The sequence below is a fragment of the Pedococcus sp. NPDC057267 genome (assembly GCF_042668795.1).
Taxonomy (GTDB): Bacteria; Actinomycetota; Actinomycetes; order Actinomycetales; family Dermatophilaceae; genus Pedococcus.
On sequence record NZ_JBHUYG010000017.1, the window covers coordinates 1 to 12,829 of the forward strand.

The window sequence follows — 12,829 nt, forward strand, 5'->3', positions numbered from 1 at the left end:
ACCCCGAGCCCCCCCGCGACCAGCGCGCGCCCGAGGGGCAGACGAGCGTCCCTCACGCGCCGGCCTCCCCGGGTCAGGCGCTGCGCGCCCGGGCAGCCGCGCGGGCGCGCAGGGTCTGGTCGAGCTCGACCTTGCGGATGCGGACCGCGTCGGGGGTGACCTCGACGCACTCGTCCTCGCGGCAGAACTCCAGGCTCTGCTCGAGGCTGAGCTTGCGCGGCGGGACGATCTTCTCGAAGTTGTCCGAGGAGGAGGCGCGCACGTTGGTGAGCTTCTTCTCCTTGGTGATGTTGACGTCCATGTCGTCGGCGCGGGAGTTCTCGCCGACGATCATGCCCTCGTACACCTCGGTGCCCGGGTCGGTGAACAGCGTGCCGCGCTCCTGCAGGTTCACCATGGCGTATGCCGTGACGACACCCTGGCGGTCGGCGACCAGCGACCCGCTGACGCGGGTCGTGATGGTGCCGAACCACGGCTCGTAGTCCTCGAACACGTGGTGGGCGATGCCGGTGCCGCGGGTCTCGGTGAGGAACTCGGTGCGGAAGCCGATGAGGCCGCGGCTCGGCACGAGGAACTCCATCCGGATCCAGCCGGTGCCGTGGTTGACCATCTGCTCCATGCGGCCCTTGCGGGCGGCCAGGATCTGGGTGATGGCGCCGAGGAACTCCTCGGGGGTGTCGATGGTGAGGCGCTCGACGGGCTCGTGCAGCTTGCCGTCGACCTGCTTGGTGACCACCTGCGGCTTGCCGACGGTGAGCTCGTAGCCCTCGCGGCGCATCTGCTCGACGAGGATCGCGAGCGCGAGCTCGCCACGGCCCTGGACCTCCCAGGCATCGGGGCGCTCGGTCGGCAGGACCCGCAGCGAGACGTTGCCGACGAGCTCCTTGTCGAGGCGGTCCTTGACCATGCGGGCGGTGACCTTGGAGCCGCGGACCCGTCCCACCATGGGGCTGGTGTTGGTGCCGATGGTCATCGAGATGGCCGGCTCGTCGACGGTGATGACCGGCAGCGCCACGGGGTTCTCGGCGTCGGCCAGGGTCTCGCCGATCATGATGTCGGGGATGCCCGCGATGGCGATGATGTCGCCGGGGCCGGCCGACTCCGCGGGCTTGCGCTCGAGCGCCTCGGTCATGAGCAGCTCGGTGATCTTGACCCGCTCGGTGCTGCCGTCGGTCTTGATCCAGGCGACCTGCTGGCCCTTCCTGATCGTGCCGTTGTGCACGCGCAGCAGGGCGAGGCGGCCGAGGAAGTTGGACGCGTCGAGGTTGGTGACGTGGGCCTGCAGGGGCGCCTCGTCGTCGTAGGTCGGCGCGGGGATGGTGCCGAGGATGGTCTCGAACAGCGCCTCGAGGTTGTCGGCGTCCGGCAGGCCGCCGTTCTCGGGACGGTTCAGGGACGCGCGCCCGGCCTTGGCCGAGGCGTAGACGATGGGGAACTCGATCTGGTGCTCGTCGGCGTCGAGGTCCATGAACAGCTCGTAGACCTCGTCGACGACCTCGGCGATCCGGCTGTCGGGGCGGTCCACCTTGTTGATGCACAGGACGACCGGCATCTTCGCGGCCAGCGCCTTGCGCAGCACGAAGCGGGTCTGCGGCAGCGGGCCCTCGGAGGCGTCCACGAGGAGCACGACGCCGTCGACCATCGACAGGCCGCGCTCGACCTCGCCGCCGAAGTCGGCGTGGCCGGGGGTGTCGATGATGTTGATGGTGGCGCCGTCCGCGAGGCCGGCGTCCGCCGCGGCCTTGCCGCGGTAGTGGATCGCCGTGTTCTTCGCGAGGATGGTGATGCCCTTCTCGCGCTCGAGGTCGCCACTGTCCATCGCACGCTCGTCGACGTGCTGGTGCTCGCCGAACGCGCCGGCCTCCCAGAGCATCTTGTCGACGAGGGTGGTCTTTCCGTGGTCGACGTGGGCAACGATGGCGACGTTGCGGATGTCGTCGCGGGTCTTCATGGGCATGAAGACCATTGTCTCAGGGTTTCGGGGCCGCGATGACCACGGCCCCGGCCGGGCCCGCTCGTGCTCAGCGCAGGCGGGCCGCGACGGCGTCGACGATCGGGAGGTCCGCGGGGAGCCAGGGCACGGCATACAGCTCGTCAGCCCCGAGCCAGCGGAGCTCGTCGTGGTCCTCGATGGGGGCCGGCTCCCCCGAGGTGACGCGCGCCCAGTAGACGGTCATCGCGTAGGCACCGCCGAGGGGCCACCGCCCGTCGGGCAGCGGCCCGGGGAGCACCTCCCCCACCTCGACCTCCACACCCAGCTCCTCGAGGAGCTCGCGCCGAAGGGCCTCGACGACGCCCTCACCGGGGTCGACCTTGCCGCCGGGGAACTCCCACCCGCCGGCCAGCGCAGGGGGTTCGGTCCGGCGCGCGGCGAGCAGCCGGGTCGGTGCCACGAGGTCGTCGACGACCGCAGCCCCGGCGACCGGACGCAGGGAGGAACCACCTGCAAGCGCTGCGTCCTCGGTCATCTGCCCCCGTTTGCATGGATCGTCCTGAGGTGTCCCATCCTGCCGCAGGATCGAGGCAACGCGGCGTCCGCAACAGGAGAATCTCCACCACGTCACGATTCGGCATCACTGACCTGACGTCGCTTCACCCCGTGAACCGGAAGGACCACACTCAACTCGCCCACCACCGGCGAGCCCTGATCACCCGATCCCGGCAGTCCGACGGCGCGTCGACGCGACGGAGGTTTGTCCCACCCATGACGGTGCCCCTCGAGGTCAGCCCCACCGGCTCCGGACCCCAGCCCGAGGACGTCCTCCTCGGTGAGTCACGCATCGAGGGCCGGTCGCTCGGCCAGATCGCGTGGCGTCGCCTGCGCCGGGACAGGGTCGCCATGGCCGGCGGCGCCGTGCTGGTGTTCCTCATCCTCGTGGCGGTCTTCGCGCCCCTCATCGTCAAGGTCCTCGGACACCCGCCGAACGAGTTCCACCAGAACCTCGTGGACACCGAGAACGGCACGTTGGGTGCCAAGGGTCCCCTGGGCGGGATGTCGTGGAAGTTCCTCATGGGTGTCGAGCCGGTCAACGGACGCGACCTGTTCAGCCGGGTCGTGTACGGCTCCCGGATCTCCCTGCTCATCGCCTTCTTCGCCACCCTGCTGTCGGTCCTCATCGGCTCCACGCTCGGGATCGTCGCGGGCTACGTGGGCGGCTGGGTGGACGCGGCGATCAGTCGTCTCATGGACGTCTTCCTCGCGTTCCCGCTCCTGGTCTTCGCCATCGCCCTGGCCGGGGTCGTGCCTGACAAGGCCTTCGGCCTCTCCGGCGACGCGCTGCGCATCGTCATGCTGATCTTCATCATCGGGTTCTTCAACTGGCCCTACATCGGGCGCATCGTCCGCGGGCAGGCACTGTCCCTGCGCGAGCGCGAGTTCGTCGACGCAGCCAAGGGGCTCGGCGCACGCTCGCCGTACATCCTGGTGCGGGAGATGCTGCCGAACCTGCTCGCGCCCATCCTCGTCTACGCGACCCTGTTGATCCCCACGAACATCCTGTTCGAGGCCGCCCTGTCGTTCCTCGGCGTCGGCATCCAGCCCCCGACCGCCTCGTGGGGCGGCATGCTCTCCGACGCAGTGACGTACTACACGATGCCGCACTTCCTGCTCTGGCCCGGACTCGCGATCTTCGTGACCGTGCTCGCGTTCAACCTGTTCGGCGACGGACTGCGGGACGCCCTCGACCCCCGAGCCCGTTGACCCACGGCGCTCGGCCCTCTGAAACACCACGAAAGGGTGAACACACCATGAGATCTGGAAGAGCGGCAATCACGGCCATCACCGCGGTCGCGGCGCTGGGCCTGGCCGCCTGCGCGGGGGGCGGGGGCACCACGTCGTCGTCGGGCTCCGGGGGGTCCGGGGGATCCGCCACCCCCAGCTTCAACGCCGCGGTGAAGGCCGTCTACAACCCCTCCGACAAGAAGGGCGGCATCGTCAAGTTCGCCGACGAGGGCGAGCCGGACAGCACCGACCCGGGCGACACGTACTACGGCTACACGTGGGACTTCATCCGCCTCTACACGCGGTCGCTCACGATGTTCACCGTGGCGCCGGGTGACAAGAGCAACCAGCTGGTCGGCGACCTGGCCGAAGGCCTGGGCAAGGCGACCGACGGTGGCAAGACCTGGACGTACAAGCTGCGCTCCGGCCTGAAGTTCGAGGACGGCACGCCCATCACGTCCAAGGACGTCAAGTACGGCGTCGAGCGCTCGACCGACAAGACGACCTTCCCCGACGGCCCGACCTACTACGACTCGCTGCTCAACTGGCCCAAGGGCTGGGCGGGTCCGTACAAGTCCAAGGGCATGAACACCGACTCGGCGATCTCGACCCCGGACGACCTGACGATCGTCTTCCACCTCAAGGCCCCGTTCTCCAGCTTCGACTACCTGGCCATGACGCCGCAGACGGCCCCCGTGCCGCAGGCGAAGGACACGGGTGCGAAGTACAAGGAGCACGTGGTCTCCAGCGGCCCGTACATGTTCGACACCTACGCCTCGGGCAAGAGCTTCACGCTCAAGCGGAACCCGAACTGGAGCGCGAGCACGGACCCGAACCGCAAGGCCCTGCCTGACGGCTACGAGTACGACATGAACGTCAACAGCGACGACATCGACAACCGGATCGTCGCCGGCGACCTCGACATCGCCGCCGTGGGCACGGGTGTCACGCCCGCCACGCAGAGCCGGGTGCTGTCCGACCCGACCCTGAAGGCGCGGGCCGACAACGCCACGCTCGCCCGCCTCTGGTACACCTCGATCAACCCGACGGTGAAGCCGTTCGACAACATCAACTGCCGCATCGCGGTCGAGTACGCCATGGACCGCACGTCCTACCAGACGGCGTACGGCGGCCCGTTCGCCGGCGGCGACCAGGCCACGACGCTGCTGCCCCCCGTCATCCCGGGCTACCAGAAGTTCGACGACTACCCGACCCCGGGCGGCAAGGGTGACCTCGCCAAGGCGAAGGAGTACCTCGGCAAGTGCGGGCAGCCGAACGGCTTCTCCACCAACATCTCCTACCGCAACGAGCGGCCCAAGGAGAAGGCGGCCGCCGAGGCCTGGCAGCAGCAGCTGGCCAAGGTCGGGATCAAGGTGACCCCCAAGGGCTACGCCAAGAAGGACTACTTCTCGACCTACGCCGGCAACCCGCCGTTCGTGGTCAAGAACGACCTCGGCCTCGTGATCAACGGTTGGGGCGCGGACTGGAACGACGGGTACGGCTTCCTGTCCCAGATCACCGACAGCCGCGTGATCCGGGACACCGGCGGCTCCTCGAACACCAGCGTCCGGCTCCCGCAGGTCGACCAGCTCCTCGACCAGGCGGCGACCGAGCTCGACGTCACCAAGCGCAACGCCATCTGGGGCCAGGTCGACAAGGCGGTCATGGACCAGGCCGTGATCTACCCCGGCGTCTACGCCAAGAGCCTGCTGCTGCGCGGGAAGAACCTCACGAACGTCTTCGTCAACCCGCAGTTCGGCATGTACGACTACCTGTCCCTCGGCAAGCCGTGACCCGGTGACCGACAGTCCACTCTGAGCCAAGGCAGGTGAACGCCTCCGACGGCCGGTCCGGGCCCGACCCGGGCCGGCCGTCACGGCAACCAACGTGGTGACCTACATCCTCCGCAGACTGGTCGCGGCAGCGATCCTCCTGCTGATCGTCAGCATGGTCGTCTTCGCGATCTTCTACCTCTTCCCCCGGTGGGCCGGGGCCACGCCCGAGACCCTGGCGACGAGGTACGTCGGACGCAGCGCGACCGCCCAGACGGTCAAGGCGACGGCCCAGGCCCTCGGCTTCTACGACCCCGTGTGGTTGCAGTACTGGCACTGGCTCAAGGCGGTCTTCGTGGGCCAGGACTACAACATGGGGGCCGAGATCGAGCACTGCCCCGCGCCCTGCCTGGGCTTCTCGTTCCAGAGCAAGACCCCCGTCTGGCCGGACATCGTCGACCGCGCGCCCGTGACGTTCTCGCTGGCCGCCGGTGCCTCGATCCTGTGGCTCTTCGCAGGCGTGGCCACCGGTGTCGTGTCGGCCCTGCGCCGAGGCTCGTTCTTCGACCGTGCCGCCATGTCCGCGGCGCTCGGGGGCGTGTCGCTGCCCATCTTCTTCACCGGCCTGATCGGGCTGGCGTTCTTCAGCTACCAGATCCCCATCTTCGCGGCGGGCGGCTCCTACACGCCGATCACCCAGAACCCGCTCAGCTGGGCCTACGACCTGCTCCTCCCCTGGATCACCCTCGCCTTCCTGTTCTCCGCCCAGTACGCACGGCTCACGCGCGCCGGCATGCTCGAGACGATGAACGAGGACTACATCCGTACCGCCCGCGCGAAGGGCCTGTCCGAGCGCACCGTCGTGCTGCGCCACGGCCTGCGCGGTGCGCTCACCCCAATCCTGACCATCTTCGGGCTCGACCTCGGCCTGCTGCTCGGAGGCGCCGTGCTGACGGAAAAGACCTTCTCGCTCAACGGACTCGGCAAGTACACGGTGGACGCGATCGACAACCAGGACCTCCCGAGGATCCTGGGGGTCACCCTCGTCGCCGCGTTCTTCATCGTGATGTCCAACCTGGTGGTCGACCTGTTGTACGCCGTCGTCGACCCGAGGGTCCGTCGATGACCCGCGAGGAGCGGCGGGGTGCCGCACTCCCGGTCCCCGGCCCGTCGAACGACGACCACGGACTGGGCGGGCTGGGACCCGCACCCGAGGACGCGTTCCTGTCGGTGCGCAACCTGCAGGTCCACTTCCCCACCGACGACGGCGTGGTCAGGTCGGTCGACGGGCTGTCGTTCGACCTGGCGCGCGGGAAGACCCTCGGCATCGTCGGCGAGTCGGGGTCGGGCAAGAGCGTGACGAGCCTGTCGATCATGGGGTTGCACGACCCCGACTCCGTGCAGATGCACGGGTCGATCCTGCTCGGCGGCACCGAGCTGGTGGGCGCCTCGCGCGACCTGGTCCGCAGCCTGCGCGGCAAGCGGATGGCGATGATCTTCCAGGACCCGCTGTCGGCGATGCACCCCTTCTACACCGTCGGCCACCAGATCATCGAGGCGTACCGCGTGCACAACGACGTCTCCAAGGCGGTCGCGCGCAAGCACGCCATCGACATGCTGGACCGTGTGGGCATCCCGCAGCCGAGCCGGCGGGTGGACGACTACCCGCACCAGTTCTCCGGCGGCATGCGGCAGCGCGCCATGATCGCCATGGCGCTCTCGTGCGACCCCGACCTGCTCATCGCCGACGAGCCGACCACTGCCCTGGACGTGACGGTCCAGGCCCAGATCCTCGACCTCATCCGCGACCTGCAGGGCGAGTTCAACTCGGCGGTCATCATCATCACCCACGACCTGGGCGTCGTCGCCGAGCTGGCAGACGACATCCTCGTCATGTACGCCGGGCGATCGGTGGAGTACTCGGCCGCCGACGACGTGTTCAACCATCCCCAGCACCCCTACACCTGGGGGTTGCTCGGCTCGATGCCCCGCCTCGACCGCGAGACGACCGAGCGGCTGCTGCCGATCCCGGGAACGCCGCCGAGCCTCATCCGGGTGCCCCCGGGCTGCCCGTTCCACCCGCGGTGCCGGTTCCGCGACCGGGTCGGCTCACCCTGCACCACCGAGCGGCCCGAGTTCCGCGAGATCGCTCCCCACCACCACATCGCCTGCCACCTCGACGCCAAGGACCGGGAGGAGATCTGGTCCCAGGAGATCCAGCCCTCTCTCGGAGCACGGAGCTGACCACTGTGACGACGCCCGCCACGCCCGCCGACGGACCCCTGCTGCAGGTCCGCGAGCTCACCAAGCACTTCCCGATCCGCAAGGGCCTGCTGCAGCGCCAGGTCGGCGCCGTGCAGGCCGTGGACGGCCTGACCTTCGACGTGCACGTCGGCGAGACGCTCGCGCTGGTCGGGGAGTCGGGGTGCGGGAAGACGACGACCGGCCGAATGCTGACCCGGCTGATCGAGCCGAGCGGTGGCCAGATCCTCTTCGAGGGTCGGGACATCACGCACCTGTCCACCGCCCGCATGCGGCCACTGCGTCGTGACGTGCAGATGATCTTCCAGGACCCGTTCTCGTCGCTGAACCCGCGCCACACGGTGGGCACCATCGTCGGGGCGCCGTTCCGGCTCCAGGGCATCGAGACCCCCAACGGGGTCAAGCGGGCCGTGCAGGACCTCCTCGAGCTCGTCGGCCTCAACCCCGAGCACTACAACCGCTACCCGCACGAGTTCTCCGGCGGCCAGCGCCAACGAATCGGCATCGCGCGCTCCCTGGCGCTCAAGCCCAAGCTGATCGTGGCCGACGAACCGGTCTCGGCCCTCGACGTCTCGATCCAGGCCCAGGTCATCAACCTGCTCGAGGACCTGCAGGACGAGCTCGGCCTGACCTACGTCGTCATCGCCCACGACCTGTCCGTGGTCCGGCACATGTCCGACCGGGTCGCGGTGATGTACCTCGGGAAGATGGTCGAGATCGCCGACCGCGACTCCCTCTACGCGACCCCCATGCACCCGTACACCACGGCGCTGATGTCGGCCGTCCCCATCCCCGACACCCAGCGCCGTCGCCACCGCGAGCGCATCCGGCTCCAGGGCGACGTCCCGAGCCCGATCAACCCGCCGCCGGCCTGCCGCTTCCACACGCGGTGCTGGAAGGCGCAGGAGGTGTGCCGGACGGTCGAGCCCCAGCTCGTCGAGCTCGGTCCCGGGCACCGGGTGGCCTGTCACTTCCCTGAGAACGCCCCGTCGGGTCCCTCCGTCGAGGAGTCGGCCGCCACCGCCTGACCGGCGTTCACATGCCCGAAACGCGCGCCTTCGGGCCTGTGTCTCACTTTTGTTAATTTGCGCTGCGCCGCGGCTTTCGCACGGAACTTCTCGCTATGGTCGGCCACCAACCGTGAAGGGATCCGCTCCGGCGTGCCCGAACGGGGTACGACAGCACGCCCTGGCGCCCGACCGGGTCGACCAGAGTTCGCACACAAGCGAGGTATTCATGAAGTTCACGCGGAAGGCGGCCCCGGTCGCCTTGGCGACGACGCTGGCCCTCTCCCTTGCCGCCTGCGCCCAGTCCAACCGGGACAACGGCAGCGGCTCCTCGGGCAGCGCCGGCAACATCAAGGACACGCTCACGTTCGGCGCCGCGGGCGCCCCCGAGCTGTTCGACCCCTTCTACGCCACCGACGGGGAGACCTTCCGGGTCACGCGGCAGATGATGGAGGGCCTGGTCGGCATCAAGCCGGGCACCGCCGACATCCAGCCGGAGCTCGCCACCAAGTGGGAGTCGTCGTCGGACGGCAAGGAGTGGACGTTCACCCTCCGCCAGGGCGTCAAGTTCTGGGACGGCACGCCGTTCAACGCCGCAGCCGTCTGCTACAACTTCGAGCGCATGTTCGACCAGAACGAGGTCGCCGCCGGCGGTCCCGCCGGCTACTGGGCCGACGTGATGGGCTCGTTCAAGTCCGACGCGAAGAACGCGCTCTACCAGGGCTGCACCGCCAAGGACGACATGACGGCCGTCATCAAGATCAGCCGCCCGACCTCGAAGTTCCCGACCGCCCTGTCGCTGGACTCCTTCTCGATGCAGTCGCCGAAGGCGCTGAAGGCGGGCGACGCCAACAACGTCACCAAGCAGGGCGACGGCTTCGGCTACCCGGCATACTCCAAGAACCCGGTCGGCACCGGCCCGTACAAGCTGGAGAAGTTCGACGAGGCGAACAAGACCGTCACCCTCGTCGCCAACGACTCCTACTGGGGCGAGAAGCCGAAGACCAAGAAGATCATCTTCAAGATCATCCCCGACGAGTCGACCCGTCGTCAGGAGCTCGAGGCCGGCAGCATCGACGGCTACGACCTGCCGAACCCGGCCGACTGGAAGGGCCTCAAGGACGCGGGCAACAAGCTGCTCATCCGCCCGGCGTTCAACATCCTGTACGTCGGCCTGAACCCGCAGCACAACCCCAAGCTCAAGGACCTCAAGGTCCGCCAGGCCCTCTACTACGCCATGAACCGCGACCAGCTGGTCAAGACCCAGCTGCCCGAGGGCGCGACCGTCGCGACCCAGTTCATGCCGGAGACCGTCAGCGGCTACAACAAGTCGCTGCAGCCCTACCCGTACGACCCGGCCAAGGCCAAGCAGCTCCTCAAGGAGGCGGGCGCCGAGGGCATGACCCTCAACTTCGCCTACCCGTCGGACGTCTCGCGGCCGTACATGCCGAACCCGCAGAAGATCTACGAGGCCCTGCGCGGTGACCTCGAGAACGTCGGCATCAAGGTCAACGTCAGCACCAAGCCGTGGAACGGTGGCTACCTCGACACCGTCGACAACGGCGGCTACGACGCGTGGCTGCTCGGCTGGACCGGTGACTACAACTCGGCCGACAACTTCATCGGCACGTTCTTCTCCAACCTCAAGGCCAACGACTTCCACACCAGCGTGACCTCCTACGGCGCGCAGCTGTCGAAGGACCTCGACGCGGCGGACTCGATCGTCGACGAGTCGCAGCGCTCCGCGGCCTACGAGAAGATCAACCAGCAGATCCAGGAGGACTACCTGCCGGGCCTGGCGATCAGCCACTCCCCGCCGGCACTCGTCGTGAGCAGCAAGGTGAAGGGCCTCGTCCCCAGCCCCCTCACCGCGGAGACCTTCTCGACGGTGACCGTCAGCAAGTGACCCGAGGGCTGACCTCGGTCAGCACTCCCTCAAGGCTGTGGCCGTCCCAGCGCAGTCGCTGGGACGGCCACAGCCGCGACTGAAGGAGATCGTCCCCCCGTGCTCAGATTCATCCTCAGACGGCTGCTCCAGATGGTGGGCGTGGTCATCGTGCTCTCGATGCTCGTCTTCCTCTGGCTGCGGTCCCTGCCCGGCGGCACCGTGTCCGCCATGCTCGGCGAGCGGGCCACCCCAGCGCGCCGGGCCGCGCTGGAGAAGGCCCTCGGTCTCGACCAACCCATCTACGTCCAGTACTGGGAGTTCCTCAACCGCGCCCTCCACGGACAGTTCGGCGCCAGCACGGGGGTCCAGGCCGGCACCGACGCGTTCGACATCTTCCTGCAGCGGCTCCCCGCGACGATCGAGCTCTCCGTCTTCGCCATCGTCCTGGCGGTGGCCGTGGGCATCCCGCTGGGCTACCTCGCCGCGCGTCGCCGCGCCTCGTGGTTCGACAACCTGTCGGTGGTCGGGTCGCTGATCGGCGTCGCGGTGCCGGTGTTCTTCCTGGCCTTCCTGCTCAAGTACTTCTTCGCGATCCAGCTGCACTGGCTGCCCGTCTCCGGCCGCCAGGACTCCAGCATCGACGCCACCCGGGTCACCGGCTTCTTCGTCCTCGACGGCCTGCTCACGCGGGAGTGGGACTCGGCATGGAACGCGATCGAGCACCTGATCCTGCCGGGGCTCGCGCTCGCCACGATCCCGTTCGCCGTGATCTTCCGCATCACCCGCGCGGCGGTGCTCGAGGTCATGGACGAGGACTACGTGCGCACGGCCGAGTCCAAGGGCCTGACCAGCCGCGTCATCCGCGGCCGGCACATCCTGCGCAACGCGCTGCTGCCCGTCGTCACCACCATCGGCCTGCAGACCGGTGGCCTGCTCGTCGGCGCGGTCCTGACCGAGCGGGTGTTCAGCTGGGGCGGCCTCGGCGAGGCGACGGCGCTGTCCTTCGAGCGCCGCGACTACGCCGTGCTGCAGGTGCTGCTGCTGATGTTCGCCATCACCTTCGTCGTCATCAACCTCCTGGTCGACATCGCGTATGCCGTGATCGACCCCCGAATCCGGACGAGGTGAAGCCGGTGCCCAACCCCCTCAACCCCAGTACGAAGAAACAGCGCATCGACGACCTCGCCGCCACCGCCGGCGGTGGCGTGGCGCTGGCCGACCGATCCGTCGGCGACGCAGGGCACGTCGAGGAGTCGGCTGGTGTCTCACTCATCGCGAGCGCCTGGCGGCGGCTGCGTGGCAACCCCGTGTTCCTGCTCGGGGCGACGATCAGCGCGCTGTTCATCCTGCTCGCGATCTTCGCCCCGCTGCTGGCACCGCACGACCCGACCGCCCACCTGCTGCTCAACCAGGTGCGCCCGCAGACCAACCCGATCCCGGGAGCCCAGCCGGGCTACCCGCTCGGCGCGGACTCGGTCGGCCGCGACATCCTGTCGCGCCTGATCGTCGGCAGCCGGCAGACCCTCATCGTCGGCGTCCTGGCGACCGTCTTCGGCTTCGTCGGCGGACTCACCCTCGGCACCCTCGCGGGCGCCTTCGGCGGCTGGGTCGACTCGCTCGTGATGCGCGTCGTCGACGTGATGCTGTCGATCCCGTCGCTGCTGCTCGCCGTGTCGATCGCGGCGCTGGCCTCCAAGCCGAGCCAGTGGACCGTGATCATCGCCATCGCTGTGGTCGAGGTCCCGATCTTCGCCCGCCTGCTGCGGGGCTCGATGCTCGCGCAACGGGCCAGCGACCACGTGCTCGCGGCGAGGGCCCTCGGCGTGAAGCGGTCCGCCATCGTCTTCCGGCACATGCTGCCGAACGCGCTGGGCCCCGTCATCGTCCAGGCGACCCTCGTGCTCGCCGGTGCGATCATCGACGCTGCCGCGCTGTCCTTCCTGGGTGTCGGCAACCCCGATGACCGCCAGCCCGAGTGGGGCCAGATGCTCGGCGCCGCCCAGGAGTACATCTACGACAACCCGGCCCTCGCCGTGTGGCCCGCGCTGTGCATCATCGTGGTGGCCCTGGGCTTCACCCTCATGGGTGAGTCGCTGCGCGAGGCCCTCGACCCCAAGAGCCGGAGGTAACGGCCGCATGACCGAACGCAACTGGCCGCGCTCCTCACCCTTGCGGGCCG

At 68.8% G+C, this 12,829-nt stretch carries 10 protein-coding genes; 8 read left to right on the forward strand and 2 right to left on the reverse strand.

Going from position 1 to position 12,829, the window contains the following annotated elements:
• Window positions 1-73: 73 nt before the first annotated feature.
• Both typA and ACFUC1_RS05915 read right to left on the reverse strand, forming a co-directional pair.
• Complete coding sequence (gene typA, locus ACFUC1_RS05910; RefSeq protein WP_379117603.1) at window positions 74-1,957, reverse strand: translational GTPase TypA; 1,884 nt, start codon at window positions 1,955-1,957, stop codon at window positions 74-76.
• A 64-nt stretch (window positions 1,958-2,021) separates the two neighbouring features.
• Entirely contained in the window at window positions 2,022-2,468 is a 447-nt protein-coding gene (locus tag ACFUC1_RS05915) for a (deoxy)nucleoside triphosphate pyrophosphohydrolase (RefSeq protein ID WP_379117605.1), read from the reverse strand.
• A gap of 236 nt (window positions 2,469-2,704) precedes the next feature.
• On the opposite strand from ACFUC1_RS05915, the gene ACFUC1_RS05920 reads away from it, so the two are divergent.
• The 8 genes from ACFUC1_RS05920 (at window position 2,705) to ACFUC1_RS05955 (ending at window position 12,779) form a co-directional block, all read left to right on the forward strand.
• On the forward strand, window positions 2,705-3,700 hold the full coding sequence (locus ACFUC1_RS05920) for an ABC transporter permease (protein ID WP_379117607.1): 996 nt from the start codon (window positions 2,705-2,707) through the stop codon (window positions 3,698-3,700).
• A 47-nt stretch (window positions 3,701-3,747) separates the two neighbouring features.
• On the forward strand, window positions 3,748-5,514 hold the full coding sequence (locus ACFUC1_RS05925; RefSeq protein WP_379117609.1) for an ABC transporter substrate-binding protein: 1,767 nt from the start codon (window positions 3,748-3,750) through the stop codon (window positions 5,512-5,514).
• Between the two features lie 94 nt (window positions 5,515-5,608).
• Window positions 5,609-6,619, forward strand: coding sequence for an ABC transporter permease (locus ACFUC1_RS05930; protein WP_379117611.1), 1,011 nt, complete (start codon window positions 5,609-5,611; stop codon window positions 6,617-6,619).
• On the forward strand, window positions 6,616-7,737 hold the full coding sequence (locus ACFUC1_RS05935; RefSeq protein ID WP_379117613.1) for an ABC transporter ATP-binding protein: 1,122 nt from the start codon (window positions 6,616-6,618) through the stop codon (window positions 7,735-7,737). Before ACFUC1_RS05930 ends, ACFUC1_RS05935 begins: the two co-directional genes overlap by 4 nt.
• A 5-nt stretch (window positions 7,738-7,742) precedes the next feature.
• Window positions 7,743-8,783, forward strand: a complete 1,041-nt coding sequence (locus tag ACFUC1_RS05940; protein ID WP_379117615.1) for an ABC transporter ATP-binding protein — start codon at window positions 7,743-7,745, stop codon at window positions 8,781-8,783.
• Between the two features lie 208 nt (window positions 8,784-8,991).
• Window positions 8,992-10,668, forward strand: a complete 1,677-nt coding sequence (locus tag ACFUC1_RS05945; RefSeq protein ID WP_379117617.1) for an ABC transporter substrate-binding protein — start codon at window positions 8,992-8,994, stop codon at window positions 10,666-10,668.
• A 99-nt stretch (window positions 10,669-10,767) separates the two neighbouring features.
• Window positions 10,768-11,778 carry an ABC transporter permease gene (locus ACFUC1_RS05950; RefSeq protein WP_379117619.1) on the forward strand — a complete coding sequence of 337 codons (1,011 nt, stop codon included), beginning with the start codon at window positions 10,768-10,770 and terminating at the stop codon, window positions 11,776-11,778.
• Window positions 11,775-12,779, forward strand: coding sequence for an ABC transporter permease (locus ACFUC1_RS05955; RefSeq protein ID WP_379117621.1), 1,005 nt, complete (start codon window positions 11,775-11,777; stop codon window positions 12,777-12,779). The genes ACFUC1_RS05950 and ACFUC1_RS05955 overlap by 4 nt, the downstream gene beginning before the upstream one ends.
• Window positions 12,780-12,829: the final 50 nt, after the last annotated feature.

What these genes read in the sequence shown, in the direction of transcription:
- ACFUC1_RS05920 (WP_379117607.1), top strand. Translation starts at nt 2,705, where the DNA reads ATGACGGTGCCCCTCGAGGTCAGCCCCACCGGCTCCGGACCCCAGCCC.
- typA (WP_379117603.1), bottom strand. Translation starts at nt 1,957, where the DNA reads ATGCCCATGAAGACCCGCGACGACATCCGCAACGTCGCCATCGTTGCC.
- ACFUC1_RS05945 (WP_379117617.1), top strand. Translation starts at nt 8,992, where the DNA reads ATGAAGTTCACGCGGAAGGCGGCCCCGGTCGCCTTGGCGACGACGCTG.
- ACFUC1_RS05935 (WP_379117613.1), top strand. Translation starts at nt 6,616, where the DNA reads ATGACCCGCGAGGAGCGGCGGGGTGCCGCACTCCCGGTCCCCGGCCCG.
- ACFUC1_RS05915 (WP_379117605.1), bottom strand. Translation starts at nt 2,468, where the DNA reads ATGACCGAGGACGCAGCGCTTGCAGGTGGTTCCTCCCTGCGTCCGGTC.
- ACFUC1_RS05925 (WP_379117609.1), top strand. Translation starts at nt 3,748, where the DNA reads ATGAGATCTGGAAGAGCGGCAATCACGGCCATCACCGCGGTCGCGGCG.